Genomic DNA, 15314 nt, shown 5'->3' with positions numbered 1-15314 from the left:
ACCAAGCTTATCTGGCAATTTCTAACTTGTCTTGTAAAAAACGATCACTGTGGCTGAACGATTCGGCGTGAGCGACGGTTATTACGTAATCCATCAAAGCTAAACACGACTAGTGCTCCCCAAATAAAGACGAAAGTGATCGCTTTATCCATGGTAAAGGGTTCGCCATACATCAATACTGCAAGTAAAAACATTAAGCTTGGGCCTATATATTGGAAAAAGCCCAAAGTCGATAATTTGAGTCTTGTTGCTGCACCCGTAAAGCACAGCAGTGGCAGGGTTGTTATAACCCCAGCTGCGATCAACAAACTATTTAACGTAAGTGGATTCGTAAGCATATTTGAGGTTGGTGTATCGGCAACAAAAAGCAAATAAACAGCGGCCACTGGCAGTAGAAGTAATGTCTCGATAAACAAGCCAGTTTTTGCATCGACACTGACTTTCTTTCTTAATAAGCCATAAAAGCCGAAGCTCATTGCTAACGCCATCGCAACAACAGGTACGGAGCCAAATACAATCAGTTGAACGAGTACGCCACAACCTGCCAATACAACCGCGAACCACTGTAATTTACGCAGTCGCTCACCAAGGAAGACCATCCCGAGTAAGACGTTGATCAGTGGGTTAATGTAATAACCTAAGCTGGCGTCGAGCATATGATTTGAGTTTACCGCCCAAATGAAAATCAACCAATTGCCGCCAATTAGCATGGAACTTGCGATCAGGTAAGCGATTTTCGTTTTGTCTTTCGCGATGTGGTAAGCCGAGCGCCAGTGACGGCCAAAATGGAGGAGTGCGGCTAGCAAAAAGAAAGACCATATCACTCGGTGGCTTAGAATTTCCAAAGGAGATACTTGTGCGATGGACTTAAAGTACATCGGCGCAATGCCCCACATGGTATACGCGCCAATCGCTAGCAAGATACCTTGCCGCGCGCGTTGTTGTTCGTCTTCTGGTGTCATGAAGTGTCACCTAATTGTGTGTTTTATAGAGCAGAAAATCAGTATACGAGTCGTGATGCGAAACACCTAACAATTTGCGGTTTTATTCACCATGAAACCCCATTACAATGTGCCCTCACTTTGTGTGCCAGTGGTATGCATAAGCACCTCTTTTTTAAGACCCAATCTGAGACTTTTCATGACCTCGACCTTGTTAGCCGAACAATCTGATTCGCCTGTAACGCCTCAACGTGTGTTGGAGGATGTGTTTGGTTACCAAGAGTTCCGTGATGGTCAGCTGTTGGTGATTGACGCCGCGATAGAAGGTCGCGACAGCTTAGTTATCCTGCCTACTGGTGGCGGTAAGTCGCTGTGTTATCAAATTCCTGCTTTGGTTCGCGCTGGCATTACTTTGGTCATTTCTCCGCTTATCTCGCTGATGAAGGACCAAGTGGACCAGCTTAAAGCCAACGGTGTAGCGGCTGAGTGCATTAACTCGACCATGCCTCGTGAAGAGCTGCTCAGCGTGTATAACCGCATGCACACTGGTCATCTTAAGTTGGTGTACGTCTCGCCAGAACGCGTATTGATGCGTGATTTCATTGAGCGCTTGGAAAACTTGCCGCTATCGATGATTGCCGTCGATGAAGCGCACTGTATTTCCCAGTGGGGACACGACTTCCGTCCAGAATATGCCGCGCTTGGTCAACTTAAGCAGCAGTTTTCCCATGTGCCATTTATGGCGCTGACGGCGACCGCAGATGACGCAACGCGCCGAGATATTCTTGAACGTCTGCAACTGAATAATCCAGAGGTTTACCTAGGCAGCTTCGACCGTCCCAACATTCGCTACAACTTAGTTGAGAAGCACAAGCCGGTTTCGCAAATCGTTCGTTATCTTGAAACCCAAAAGGGGAATTGCGGCATCATCTATTGTGGTAGCCGTAAGAAAGTTGAGATGGTGACCGAGAAGCTGTGCAACAACCACATTCGTGCTGCTGGTTATCACGCAGGTATGGATGCTGATGAGCGCGCTTACGTTCAAGAAGCTTTCCAACGTGATGACATCCAAATTGTAGTGGCGACCGTGGCATTCGGTATGGGCATCAACAAACCAAACGTGCGTTTTGTGGTTCACTTTGATATCCCGCGCAACATCGAGTCTTACTATCAGGAAACGGGTCGTGCAGGGCGTGATGGTTTACCTGCGGAAGCGATGATGTTGTATGACCCGGCGGACATCAGTTGGCTGCGTCGTATGTTGGATGAGAAAGACGATGGTCCGCAGAAGCAGGTGGAAACCCACAAGCTGAATGCGATGAGTGCCTTTGCTGAGGCGCAGACTTGTCGTCGTCAGGTGCTATTGAATTACTTTGGTGAATATCGTGAGAAGCCATGTGGCAACTGCGATATTTGCTTAGATCCACCGAAGCACTTTGATGCCACGGAAGAAGCGCGTAAGGCGTTGTCTTGTGTGTACCGTGTTAATCAGAGCTTTGGTATGGGCTACGTAGTAGAAGTGCTACGTGGCATGCAAAACATTCGTGTACGTGAAAACGGGCACGATAAAATTTCTACCTACGCGATAGGGCGTGATCACAGCCACGATTACTGGGTGAGTATCTTCCGTCAGTTAATCCACAAGGGTCTGCTGTTCCAAAACATCACGCGTAACTCAACGCTGCAACTTACCGAAGAGGCGCGTCCGCTGTTGCGTGGCGATGTGACTCTGGAGTTAGCGGTTCCGCGTTTAGACACCGCAGCACGCGCGGCGAAGTCAGATAAACTGACCAGCAAGAATTACGATAAGAAGCTGTTTGCCAAGTTACGTAAGCTGCGTAAGTCGATTGCTGATGAAGATGGTTTGCCACCATACGTGGTCTTTAGTGACGCAACTCTGATTGATATGGCGGAAATTCTGCCAACGTCTTACGGCGAAATGCTGGCAGTTAGCGGCGTTGGTCAGCGCAAACTAGAGAAGTACGCCGACCCATTCCTCGATTTGATTCAAGAACACATTACTCACCACGGATAAGGAACCAAGATGCAAAAGGAATTTGGCTTAGCGGACTACATGGCACAAGAAGGGCGCTTAATCATTACCGCGCCGAGCTTTGACCTTGATAGCTTTCCTGCTTTAGGTGAGCGTTTAGTCGGCTTGCTTTCTGCTACTGTGGTGGAAAAGCAGTGGGATGCGGACATTCACTCTTGGCTGATCGACTTTGAAGGTTGCCGACTGTTTATGAAAGCAGAGCATTACAGCGAAGCGATTTGGTTTGAAGCGTTAGCGATTGAAGAGAGCAGGGAAGAGTTGGATTATCTCGCAGGATTGTTTCAACGCGGCTTCTAAAAATAGAACTTTTCTTGAAAGGGTGTTTCACATGAAACACCCTTTTTTATGCTCAAACGTTTGCGTAAAACAGACGACTTGCGGCGAAAAGTGGTTAATGTATAATCGCCCACCGCTTCGCTCAGAAAGAGCCAAGCCAGTTTATTTTTCATTTTACATTGTTGGTAAGAGCCACTTTATTCAGTGACTCGATTTGGGTTCCCTCACCCCCAAACCAAACTAAAAAGGTATCGCATGAGTAACTTTACCCCTGCGCAGCAGCGCAACGCCCTTATCTATCTGGTTCTATTCCACCTAGTCATTATTGCATCTAGCAATTACCTAGTTCAGCTACCGTTTACTATTTTCGGTTTCCATACCACTTGGGGCGCATTCACTTTCCCATTTATATTCCTAGCGACTGACTTAACGGTGCGTATTTTCGGTGCTCAGTTGGCGCGTAAGATCATCTTCTTAGTGATGTTGCCTGCTTTGGCAGTGTCTTACTTCTTATCGGTGGTGTTCTTCGAAGGTCAATTCCAAGGTTTTGGTCACCTAGGGGAATTTAACTTATTCGTTGCTCGTATCGCGATTGCTAGCTTCATGGCGTACCTACTTGGTCAGATCATGGATGTGCACGTGTTCAACCGCCTACGTCAAATGAAGCAATGGTGGGTGGCACCAACGTGTTCAACGCTTTTCGGTAATGCACTTGATACCATCGCTTTCTTCGCCATTGCGTTCTATCAAAGCCCAGATCCATTTATGGCAGAGCATTGGACGGAAATCGCGCTGGTGGATTACGGCTTCAAACTGATTATCAGTCTTGGTTTGTTCGTTCCGATGTACGGCGTATTACTGAATTACCTAATTAAGAAGCTGACTGCGGTGAACCCTGACTTTAAGGTGACGACAAGCGTTCAGTCTTAATATCAGTGGGAACCCCGAAAGCCGCTTGCTTAAATCAAGCGGCTTTTTTGTACCTGCTTACTGGGATTTAGAGGGTTTTGTACAGCGTGGGGAGCAATTAGATCATGGGTGTCCAAAAGCTCCCTGAGCTGTACGAAGGTAAAAATGAGCAGTAAAAAAGGTCCCGAGTGAGACCTTTTAATCGAAGGTACGGCACGTAGAGGAAGCTCGCTGGTGAAATGGCTAACAGAGCATCTTCTCAATCAAAATGGCTTTTTGCGCATCGAAGGCGCCAAGTTGCAGGCCGTTATCCCAGCTGATGCTTTGATTGAACATCGCCAACATCAAACCGACACTGCGTTGATTGGCGTCCTGCCAGCAATCAGACTCGCTGTACTCTCCATCATTTATCGCGTTGCCATTAACGAGAATGGGCTCGAAACGCCATTTTTCGCCGACACGATAGTAGCCTTTGCTGGTTAAAGTCTGGTTGGATTGAATCGTTAGATTGTGCTCGATGCCCGGCTCACCTGTTAATTCAAATACAAATCTTAGCTGGTGGTCGCCACATTGCAGCTCAACGATCAGTTGGCCGTTTTTCTCAGTCAGTGTCGACTGAGAGTAGTCTCCAAAGCAGTGCAGCAACCAGGAGATAGGGTGGCTAGCTGTTTCAAGAAACCACTCTTTGAGTGTGAAGGTGCCCGGTAGGTTAACCTGGGTGACTAGATTGACCACACAAGGTTGGGTTTGCGAAGTGAGCCACTCCTCTATTGTCTTGGCGGTATTTAGCTGAGCAAAGGCGTAATTAACCAATAGGTTGGCGTTCGGTTGCTGCCAGTGAGTGATGTCGGAATTCAATCCCAACAATGGCTTTTCACAGATAAGCTTGGTTGAACCTAACGTCTTTATGATCTCTGCATGAGTATGCGCAGGTGTCGCGATGGTCACGACATCAAGTAGTTTGAGTGCGCTGATGTTCGTTTCTGCCTTTGGGATTGCTTCTTCACTGCACGCTTGCTGAAGCGGTTCTATTTGGTTGGCGCATAACGTTGTGACCGATACACCATTGTTTCGGTAGTGGGGAATGTGCGTGCGTCCCCAGTTGATTCCTATGATGCCGGCTTGCTGGATTTGCTCTGGCTTGTTGAAACGTTCACTCAATGGCGGCAAGGCAATTCGTTCATCGGTTAGACGTTGGTCATGGTGATAGTCATTGCTTGGCAGCACTTGCCATGGTTTGTTGTAATGCTGTTTGAGTGCACAAACGAGTTCGTAGAAATTCCACTTATCTTTTAAGTTGCTATCAAGGTGATATAAACCGGCTTCGTTCCGCTCAATAAGCTGCAAAAAGGCGAGTGCAGTATCGTCCATATGAGAAGTCGCAGGATACCAAGCCGTGCTAGCGGTAATAACGCCGTTCTCTTCATATTGGCGGTCGAGATGCGCCAACATGTTATTGCCTTCTGCTTGGTGATGGAGCTGCCAACCGATTCGAGCAACCATCGCATCTGGATTTGCTTGCCAGATTGCATCTTCACAACGAACTTTGTATTTGCCGTAATCATCTTGGGTGTTTCTTTCTTCAAAGATGCCATAAGGCCCGTTTTTTGTGGCATCAAATACCATTGCTGTGCTGACAAAGAGGTAAGGAATATTGTGGCGTTTGCATTGCTCACCAAGCCACGCTGCCCACTCTTCACTTCCCATCGCCATATGGCACACCGCATTGATGTGGTGTTGCTGCCAAAATTGTTCACTTTGCTGTGGATCATCTGGTGGGATTTGGTGGTGATTCCATTCCAATACGTTCCAGCCACGGAGGTGGAACTGATGAGCAACTTTAGGGGCGAGGGTGCCAGTTAAGCCAGTCATTAAAACGGTTTTCATTATGGTGCATCTTGGTTGGCTAAATCGTGCTTATCAATAAAGCATGGCTGTTTTTCGATGTAGAGCGGAGAAGCTGAGATTTTTGCTGGGCAGCACGTTTTGTAGGGGAAGTAGAAGCAAAAAAACCCAAGCGAACGCCTGGGCTTTAGTATTGTAAGGCAGTGATATTCGCTTATTTTGCTACGATATTTAATGGCCAGCCGATGTCTGTCTGACGGTTGGATTCAATTTCCAACTCAGCCGCAGTCAGTGGGTTTTTCTCTAGCCATTGCTCATCAATGTGTAACGTTAGATTGTCGCCTTCAACCGTTAGAGTCACATTTGGCTCTAGATCAGGATTGCGACGATGGCTGAGCAGAACCGCAAGACGCAACAATCTCAATACTCGTTTTGCACTCGAGCCTGATAATGCATGCTGCTCAGGTAAAGAAGTGAGTTGTTCGCGATAGCGACGAGCCACTTCACCAATAAAGAACTTCTGCGCGCGCGTGTAACCAGGCAGATCCAAATTCTGCAGCAAGTAAGCACTATGCTCTCCGCCTTTTTTGAAATCGATAGTTAAGCCAATTTCATGCAGTTTTGCGGCGGTCTCGAGTAATATCTTGCCCTGAGGCTCTGTAATCCACTCATCGCCCCCAGCTTGCTGTAAAAGCGTGTGTGCCAGACTAGCGACTTGTTCACCGTATTGGTGATCGAGCTGATAACGATTTTGTACGCTAGCGATAGTGCGGGCACGAATGTCTTCTTGACGAAGCTCTTCAACCATCTCATACACTAAGCCTTCGCGTAGTGCGCCGCCAGCCAGTGTCATAGCATCGATTTCAAGCAATTCAAAAACGGCAATCAAAATAGAGAGGCCACTAGGGAACACTAATGCACGCTCAAGTGTTAAGCCTTCAATATCGAGCTCTTCTAAATGGTCGGCCAACATGGCTTGCTTCTGTAGACGCTTGAGTTTGGAGTGAGTGATTACTTCGTCCATGCCTTGCGCCAGCATTATCTCTTGCAATGCCTGAACAGTGCCTGATGCACCAACACACACATCCCAACCAATTTCTGTATAACGTTCTAAAATCGGCTGGATGGTCTGTTTCGCTCCTTCAATTGCCGCGTCAAAGTTACGAGCATTCAATTGGCGATCTTTAAAGAAGTTTTCAAGCCAAGTCACGCAGCCCATTTTTAAGCTGGTCAGTGCTTTGGCTTCGAAACCTTCACCGATAATCAGTTCGGTACTTGCTCCACCGATATCGACTACAAGGCGACGACCACTACCGCCAGAGGTGTGAGCGACACCTTTATAGATAGTGGCAGCTTCTTCTTCACCAGTAATCACTTCGATAGGCTGGCCTAGAATTTGGTTAGCCTTTTCTAAAAACACATCTACATTGGTCGCGGTACGTAATGTTGCAGTACCGACGATGCGAATGTTTTGCTTAGGAATGTCCTGCAAGCGTTCCGCAAATAGACTTAAGCAGTCCCATCCTCGCTGCATAGCTTCCATACTAAGAGAATTATGTTCATCTAAGCCCGCTGCTAGACGAACTTTGCGCTTAATTTTAGCCATTGTTTGAACGCTGCCATCGATGTGACGCACAACGAGCATGTGAAAACTGTTCGACCCGAGGTCGATGGCGGCATATAGCGGTGATGATCCTGCTTGACTCATAAACGAACTCAGTTTCCTATTACGATTGTTTTGGTGCCGATTGACGTGGTTGGCGTGGACGACGTCCCTGCGGCTTACGGTTACCAGAACCAGAACGGGTACCGCCAGTATTCGTGCGGCGCTGTTGGTTGCGTGGTGCACGCATACGAATCGGAGCCGGTAGATCTTGAATCAGTGCCGACGAATCGTACTCTGAAACTGGGATTGTGTGCTCAATGTATTCTTCGATTGCTGGTAGGTTAACCGCGTACTCTTCACAAGCAAAACTGATCGAATGACCGCTCGCACCAGCGCGACCAGTACGGCCAATACGGTGAACATAATCTTCACAGTCGTCAGGAAGGTCGTAGTTGAAAACGTGCGTTACCTGAGGAATATGCAGGCCACGCGCTGCAACGTCAGTTGCAACTAAGATGTCGACATCACCTTTGGTGAATTGCTCAAGAATCTTCTCACGCTTCTTCTGCGGTACATCGCCAGTAAGAAGGCCTACACGGTGTCCATCGGCAGCCAAATGTCCCCAAACCGATTCACACTTATGCTTGGTATTGGCAAAAATGATAGCGCGATCTGGCCACTCTTCTTCAATTAGTGTTTGAAGCAGCGCCATTTTGTCTTCATTCGAAGGATAGAAAAGCTCTTCCTGGATACGGTGGCCAGTTTTTTGTTCTGGTTCGACAACGACATGCTCAGGAGTATTCATGTGTTCGAATGCCAGTTCTTGAACGCGGTAAGACAGCGTTGCTGAGAACAGCATGTTCAAACGCTCTTTTGGCTCAGGCATACGACGGAACAAGAAGCGAATGTCTTTAATAAAGCCAAGATCGAACATGCGGTCGGCTTCGTCCAGAACAACAGCTTGAATGTTGTTGAGGTTAAATACGCGCTGTTTGTAGAAATCGATGATACGGCCTGTTGTTCCGATCAGAATATCTACGCCGTCTTGCAGTTTCGCAAGTTGCTTGTCGTAGCTTTCACCACCGTAAGCTAGAGCGGTTTTTAGACCTGTGCTTTCAGTTAATGATTCTGCATCATTGTAAATCTGAATAGCGAGCTCACGTGTAGGCGCCATAATAATTGCGCGTGGCTGTGTAGGCTTACGACCTTCATGTTCCGGAGTCGTCAGAAGGTGGTTGAACGTAGCAGTAAGAAACGCGAGCGTTTTACCAGTACCCGTTTGGGCCTGGCCTGCGATGTCTTGGCCGGTGAGCAGGACCGGCAACGCCAAGGCTTGGATAGGGGTACAAAATTCGAACCCTTTTTTGTCCAATCCTTCAATAACTTGGGGCTTTAAGCCCAAATCGGCGAACTTTTGCTCTGTGATATGCGTCTTTTTCATGGCTATAGAATATCAGCTAAAGCTTGCAATACGAAAGTAAATACATTCCAATAGGGCATCTAATTACTGGTTATCATCCAACCAGTTTCGAAAAACACATTGGAGTGGAAGATGAGTGATAAGATTTTGCAGCTAACTGATGACGGTTTTGAAAACGATGTAATCAACGCTGCAGGCCCGGTTCTAGTGGATTTTTGGGCAGAATGGTGTGGTCCTTGTAAAATGATCGCTCCTATTTTGGACGAAATCGCAGACGAGTACGAAGGCAAACTCACTATCGGTAAACTAAACATCGACCATAACGCAGGTACACCACCTAAGTTTGGTATTCGCGGCATTCCAACGCTATTACTATTTAAAGATGGTAACGTAGCGGCAACGAAAGTAGGTGCTCTGTCTAAAACTCAACTAAAAGAGTTCCTAGACGCAAACTTATAATCACCAAGTGATTACAGATAAAACCGTGCAAAGTTACAATGCACGGTTTTGTTTTTCTAACTCTGGACTAGAATACTAATTAGTGCTAACTTATCGCGCGTTAATTGAGCAAATTTCTCTTCTTGGTCGATCCTGAGACCAAATCCATCTTAACTAGAAAACAGATCTTATTTTGACTAAACAAGAATCCACCACCATGAACCTTACCGAACTGAAGAACAGACCTGTGTCTGACCTTGTAAAACTGGGCGAAAGCTTAGGATTAGAGAACCTAGCTCGCTTAAGAAAACAAGACATCATCTTCGCGATTTTAAAAGCGCACGCTAAAGGCGGCGAAGACATCTTTGGCGATGGGGTTCTGGAAATTCTGCAAGACGGCTTTGGTTTCCTACGCAGTGCAGATAGTTCATACCTTGCGGGTCCGGACGATATCTACGTATCACCAAGTCAGATTCGTCGCTTTAACCTACGTACTGGTGACTCTATCGCTGGCAAAATTCGTCCACCAAAAGACGGTGAACGTTACTTTGCCCTTCTAAAAGTCAATACCGTTAACGACGATAAACCAGACAACGCCCGTAACAAGATCCTATTTGAAAACCTTACCCCTCTACATGCGAATGAGCGCATGGTTATGGAGCGTGGTAACGGTTCAACAGAAGACATTACAGCACGTGTTTTAGACTTGGCATCGCCAATCGGTAAAGGTCAACGTGGTCTGATTGTTGCTCCGCCTAAAGCGGGTAAAACAATGCTTCTGCAAAACATCGCGCAAAGCATCGCGTACAACCACCCAGAGTGTGAGTTGATGGTTCTTCTTATCGACGAACGTCCAGAAGAAGTAACCGAGATGCAACGCCTAGTTAAAGGTGAAGTGGTTGCGTCGACTTTCGATGAGCCAGCATCTCGTCACGTACAAGTAGCGGAAATGGTGATCGAGAAGGCAAAACGTCTTGTTGAACATAAGAAAGACGTGGTTATCTTGCTTGACTCTATCACTCGCCTAGCTCGTGCTTACAACACCGTAGTGCCTTCATCAGGTAAAGTACTAACAGGTGGTGTGGATGCAAACGCATTACATCGTCCTAAGCGTTTCTTCGGTGCTGCACGTAACGTAGAAGAAGGCGGCAGCCTAACTATCATCGCAACGGCACTAGTAGATACTGGTTCTAAAATGGATGAAGTTATCTACGAAGAGTTCAAGGGTACAGGTAACATGGAACTGCACTTGAACCGTAAGATTGCTGAGAAGCGTGTATTCCCTGCGATTGACTTTAACCGCTCAGGTACACGTCGTGAAGAGCTACTGACGAAGACTGACGAACTACAGAAGATGTGGATTCTGCGTAAGATCGTTCACCCAATGGGCGAAATCGACGCAATGGAATTCCTAATCGACAAGCTAGCGATGACGAAGACCAACGATGAGTTCTTCGATGCGATGCGTCGTCAATAGTCTCAAATAGTCATTCTGCGAAAAGCCACCGTATATCGGTGGCTTTTTTATTGCTTTCTCCCGATAGAAGTATCAGAATGAAGGAAATGTTATCGGGAGGTTAACATGCAACAAGGAATGTTGTCGTCATTACTCCTGAGCTTGTCACTTATCACTCTACCTGCGACATTATCTGCCAAGGAAATGCATGAGTCTGTAGTAGAACAGTGGCTTCAGGATACTCAAATACATACTAAAGTCTCTGAACTGCTTGATTACGCTGTCAGAGATGAAGTCGACTCGCTTAAATTTGCCCTTGATAGACTTGCTTTGCCTCAACAAGAGGTGGTGCGCTTTCAATTATTGGAAAAGCTTGAAAAGCAAGATGTGATTCTCACGCCTCGAATGGCTCTGTTTGTTGAGTCCCAGATCCGTATGACCCCGACTTATCAAGTGTTAGAGCGAGGTGATGGGTATGAATTTAGTGTACCCGCTTTTAACTTTCCCGTTATTGCGAGTCGCTTGATTAAGCGTTGGAAACAAGACCAAAGTACCTTGGACTTTGTCTTACAAGCTGAACGAAGAGAGCTTAACTTAAAGCAATGGCTTACAGGGCCATCTCAACAAGCTCAAGCGCGTGAAGCGCTTTTGATTCGAGAGTTAGACAGCTTATCACCCAATGCGCTTGCTGCATTAACGGCCCAGTTAACCAAAGCAAATGTGACCAGTTGGTTACCATCGACGGCCGTGATAGTCAGGTTGGCACAAGTTAGTCAGGATGAGGAAGTGTACAACTTACTCTGGCGGATGAAAGCTGATTACAACAGCCAGTCCGAACTTGAGCGTTTAGCTGCGGTTGGAGACGTTTTTTCCATTCAGCAATTGATGAATGCCACAGTTAACCCATCACTCAAGCCAGAAGCGATTAGTCTACTTACAAAATCTAACCCTCTATCTCCGCAAGTAAAGCAGTTTCTAGTTAGAAAAATGGCGTTATCAGAAGAAGCAACCATGGTTGCTCGAGAGCTTGCTCAACAAGGGCATCAAACCTGGTTGGAAGAGTTAGTATCTTCGAACCATCAGATAAAGACTCGGCAGATTGAACAAGTATTAAAGTAATCTGGCTCACATACCCACACAAAATAGGAGGATCTTAGCGTCCTCCTATTTGTTATACTGCGGACAGTTTAATCAGCCAGCATGAAGGCCTATGAGTTTTAAGGATTTACGCGAATTTATCGACCACCTAGAACAGAAAGGTCGACTTAAACGCATCACTCACCCTGTCGATCCCGCTTATGAAATGACAGAAATCAGCGACCGCACCTTGCGTGCTGGTGGACCTGCGCTGTTGTTTGAGAACCCAATCGGCTACGACGTACCTGTTTTGACGAACCTGTTTGGTACACCAGAGCGTGTCGCAATCGGCATGGGACGTGAAGACGTTAAAGAATTAAGAGAAGTCGGTAAGCTGCTGGCTTATTTAAAAGAACCTGAGCCACCAAAAGGCTTCAAAGACGCTTTAGAAAAACTGCCTGTGTTCAAACAAGTATTGAACATGCCGGCTAAGCGTTTACGTAAAGCACCATGCCAAGACATTGTTTGGCAAGGTGATGAAGTCGACTTGGATAAAATTCCGGTAATGAGCTGCTGGGCAGAAGATGTAGCGCCGCTGCTTACTTGGGGCTTAACCGTAACCAAAGGTCCAAATAAGAAACGTCAGAACCTAGGCATTTACCGTCAGCAGAAAATTGCCAAGAACAAAATCATCATGCGTTGGTTAGCCCATCGTGGTGGTGCGCTTGATCTGCGCGATTGGATGGAAACCAACCCAGGTAAACCTTTCCCAGTTTCGGTCGCGTTTGGTGCAGACCCAGCAACCATTCTTGGCGCAGTAACACCAGTGCCAGATACGCTATCGGAATACGCATTTGCAGGTTTGCTACGTGGAAGCAAAACGGAAGTCGTGAAGTCAGTCAGCAACGATTTGGAAGTGCCAGCGAGCGCGGAAATCGTGATGGAAGGCTATATCGACCCGAACGAGTTTGCTGATGAAGGTCCTTACGGTGACCACACTGGCTACTATAACGAAAAAGAAAAGCACCACGTATTTACTATTACGCACATTACTATGCGTAAAGACCCTATTTATCACAGCACCTACACAGGTCGTCCGCCAGATGAACCAGCTGTATTGGGTGTGGCATTAAACGAAGTGTTTGTACCTATTCTGCAAAAGCAATTCCCAGAGATTGAAGACTTCTATCTACCGCCAGAAGGTTGTTCGTACCGAATGGCCGTCGTCACCATGAAGAAGCAGTACCCAGGACATGCCAAGCGCGTAATGATGGGCGTGTGGTCTTTCTTACGTCAATTCATGTATACCAAGTTTGTTATTGTGTGCGATGAATCGGTAAACGCACGAGATTGGAATGATGTCGTGAAAGCCATGTCAGAGCATATGGATCCTGTACGTGATACCTTGATGATAGATAACACGCCAATCGACTCGCTCGACTTTGCTTCACCAGTGGTTGGGCTTGGCTCCAAAATGGGCTTGGATGCGACCATTAAATGGGATGCCGAGCTGGCGACGCGAACCGAGGTCACTGAGCGAGACAGCAAAGCGATTACCGAAGCAGAACTGAATGAGTTGAAACAGCAACGCCCTGAGATTGTTGACGTCTATCTTCCAGTTACAGCAAACAACCAATTTGCTGTCGTGACTATGAAGAAAGACCAAGCTGGTCAATCCCAAGAGTTGATGGAATATCTATGGGGCTTCTTTGCTCAGTACACGGATAACAAATTCATCATTTTGTGCGACGATGACGTTAATGCACGAGATTGGAATGACATCATTTGGGCGGTGACAACTCGAATGGACCCAGATAGAGACACGATTCAAGTGCTTGGTAAGACTGAGAGTTCATCCAAATTAGGACTGGATGCGACAAACAAGTTCGAATCTGAAGTCACGCGCGAGTGGGGCACGCCTATCAAAAAAGATCCTAAACTTGTGGCTAAAGTCGATGAGATTTGGGACCAGTTAGGTATTCTATGAGTCATCAAGTCCACCTTCTACCAATGGACGTTACATTCCAAGTAAAAGAAGGGGAGACGGTGTTGGAAGCTGCGCTCAACAACAATATTCGCTTCCCACACCGTTGCCAAGTTGGCGCTTGCGCCATGTGCATGTGTAAAAAGCTAACGGGCGAGGTGAGCTATCACCTCGAACCTATGCTAACCGAAAAAGAGCAACAGCAAGGTTGGATATTCCCTTGCCAAGCCTATACAGAAAGTAATTTAGTGCTTACTTTTGACGAGTAAGTGAGAGGAACACCATGACCATCCAATGTAAAGTAAAGTCTATTCAGCCGTTAGCTTGTAATACTTACCAAATCCTTCTTCATCCAGAATCACCAGTGCCTTTTAAAGCGGGTCAGTACCTAATGGTGGTGATGGGTGAAAAAGACAAACGTCCTTTCTCTATCGCAAGCAGCCCTTGTCGTCATGAAGGTGAACTTGAACTGCACATCGGTGCGGCGGAACACAACGCTTATGCACAAGAAGTTGTCGAAGCAATGCAAGCGGCGCTTGAAACTGATGGTCAGATTGAAATTGATGCGCCACATGGCGATGCTTGGGTTCAAGAAGAAAGCGAACGCCCATTATTATTAATTGCTGGTGGTACAGGCTTCAGTTACGTTCGCTCGATTCTGGATCACTGCGTAGCGCAGAATAAAACCAATCCTATCTATTTATATTGGGGGGCGCGCGATAACTGCCAACTTTATGCTAAAGACGAACTGGTCGAGATTGCCGACAAGTTTGCCAATGTTCACTTTGTGCCAGTAGTAGAAGAAGCTCCTGCAGACTGGCAAGGTAAAGTTGGTAACGTGCTACAAGCTGTAGCTGAAGATTTCGAAAGCTTAGAAAACTACGATATCTATATTGCAGGTCGTTTTGAAATGGCTGGCGCAGCACGTGAACAGTTCACTCAGAACAAGAAAGCGAAGAGCGAACGTATGTTCGCAGACGCGTACGCATTCATTTAAATACGGCTTTTAAGGCAGAAAAAGAGGGTTTTTTACCCTCTTTTTTGCTTTTTTGATGAAATAGTCATCGAACAGTCATTTTTTTCCATTTTTTTTCAAAAAAGGGTTGCGAACGGATCTGAGTTCCCTATAATGCGCATCCACCGACACGGCAGACGCGATAAGGCTTCAGCAGGGTCGGAGAGGTGAAAGCTTCTACGAAAAATAAATTGAAAAAGTGTTTGACACTGTCAATTAAATCGCTAGAATGCACCTCCGCTTTGAGAGAAAAACTTCTCGTAAAGCAAGCTCTTTAACAATATAGACCTATCA

Annotated in this window: 13 protein-coding genes; 9 read left to right on the top strand and 4 right to left on the bottom strand. The window is 46.5% G+C overall.

Features of this window, described 5'->3' with window-relative positions:
- Positions 1 to 44 precede the first annotated feature (44 nt).
- The gene (rarD, locus tag R8269_RS20860) at positions 45 to 962 is read right to left on the bottom strand and encodes an EamA family transporter RarD (protein ID WP_005382912.1); all 918 of its coding nucleotides are present in this window, start codon (positions 960 to 962) and stop codon (positions 45 to 47) included.
- Positions 963 to 1140: 178 nt separating this feature from the next.
- Here rarD and recQ point away from each other — a divergent pair, with 178 nt between their 5' ends.
- The 3 genes from recQ to R8269_RS20845 all read left to right on the top strand — a co-directional run bounded on the left by recQ (position 1141) and on the right by R8269_RS20845 (position 4200).
- Positions 1141 to 2976, top strand: coding sequence for an ATP-dependent DNA helicase RecQ (gene recQ / locus R8269_RS20855; protein WP_171346305.1), 1836 nt, complete (start codon positions 1141 to 1143; stop codon positions 2974 to 2976).
- Between the two features lie 9 nt (positions 2977 to 2985).
- Positions 2986 to 3291, top strand: a complete 306-nt coding sequence (locus R8269_RS20850) for a DUF3630 family protein (protein ID WP_005378772.1) — start codon at positions 2986 to 2988, stop codon at positions 3289 to 3291.
- Positions 3292 to 3525: 234 nt separating this feature from the next.
- Entirely contained in the window at positions 3526 to 4200 is a 675-nt protein-coding gene (locus tag R8269_RS20845; RefSeq protein ID WP_005378770.1) for a 7-cyano-7-deazaguanine/7-aminomethyl-7-deazaguanine transporter, read from the top strand.
- A 222-nt stretch (positions 4201 to 4422) separates the two neighbouring features.
- Here R8269_RS20845 and R8269_RS20840 read toward each other — a convergent pair whose 3' ends face one another.
- From R8269_RS20840 to rhlB, 3 genes are all read right to left on the bottom strand, one after another.
- The gene (locus R8269_RS20840; RefSeq protein ID WP_085570147.1) at positions 4423 to 6066 is read right to left on the bottom strand and encodes a sugar nucleotide-binding protein; all 1644 of its coding nucleotides are present in this window, start codon (positions 6064 to 6066) and stop codon (positions 4423 to 4425) included.
- Between the two features lie 172 nt (positions 6067 to 6238).
- Positions 6239 to 7732 carry a guanosine-5'-triphosphate,3'-diphosphate diphosphatase gene (gene gppA, locus R8269_RS20835; RefSeq protein WP_318222653.1) on the bottom strand — a complete coding sequence of 498 codons (1494 nt, stop codon included), beginning with the start codon at positions 7730 to 7732 and terminating at the stop codon, positions 6239 to 6241.
- Between the two features lie 19 nt (positions 7733 to 7751).
- Complete coding sequence (gene rhlB / locus R8269_RS20830; protein WP_005378764.1) at positions 7752 to 9071, bottom strand: ATP-dependent RNA helicase RhlB; 1320 nt, start codon at positions 9069 to 9071, stop codon at positions 7752 to 7754.
- A gap of 111 nt (positions 9072 to 9182) precedes the next feature.
- Here rhlB and trxA point away from each other — a divergent pair, with 111 nt between their 5' ends.
- The 6 genes from trxA to fre all read left to right on the top strand — a co-directional run bounded on the left by trxA (position 9183) and on the right by fre (position 15002).
- Positions 9183 to 9509: a thioredoxin TrxA gene (gene trxA / locus R8269_RS20825; protein ID WP_004745500.1), complete on the top strand. Its 327-nt coding sequence runs from the start codon at positions 9183 to 9185 to the stop codon at positions 9507 to 9509.
- A 196-nt stretch (positions 9510 to 9705) separates the two neighbouring features.
- Positions 9706 to 10965 (top strand): transcription termination factor Rho, encoded by a 1260-nt coding sequence (gene rho / locus R8269_RS20820; RefSeq protein ID WP_005378757.1) that lies wholly within the window; start codon positions 9706 to 9708, stop codon positions 10963 to 10965.
- A gap of 105 nt (positions 10966 to 11070) precedes the next feature.
- Positions 11071 to 12063, top strand: coding sequence for a hypothetical protein (locus R8269_RS20815; RefSeq protein WP_033907315.1), 993 nt, complete (start codon positions 11071 to 11073; stop codon positions 12061 to 12063).
- A 91-nt stretch (positions 12064 to 12154) separates the two neighbouring features.
- Complete coding sequence (ubiD, locus tag R8269_RS20810) at positions 12155 to 14008, top strand: 4-hydroxy-3-polyprenylbenzoate decarboxylase (protein ID WP_085570149.1); 1854 nt, start codon at positions 12155 to 12157, stop codon at positions 14006 to 14008.
- Positions 14005 to 14274, top strand: coding sequence for a 2Fe-2S iron-sulfur cluster-binding protein (locus tag R8269_RS20805; protein ID WP_009696789.1), 270 nt, complete (start codon positions 14005 to 14007; stop codon positions 14272 to 14274). Before ubiD ends, R8269_RS20805 begins: the two co-directional genes overlap by 4 nt.
- Before the next feature lie 14 nt (positions 14275 to 14288).
- Positions 14289 to 15002: an NAD(P)H-flavin reductase gene (fre, locus tag R8269_RS20800; RefSeq protein WP_005382872.1), complete on the top strand. Its 714-nt coding sequence runs from the start codon at positions 14289 to 14291 to the stop codon at positions 15000 to 15002.
- Positions 15003 to 15314 lie beyond the last annotated feature (312 nt).

The organism is Vibrio sp. Vb0667 (assembly GCF_033391095.1).
Note: the sequence above shows the minus strand (reverse complement) of the source record. Positions and strands in the feature narration are given on the sequence as shown.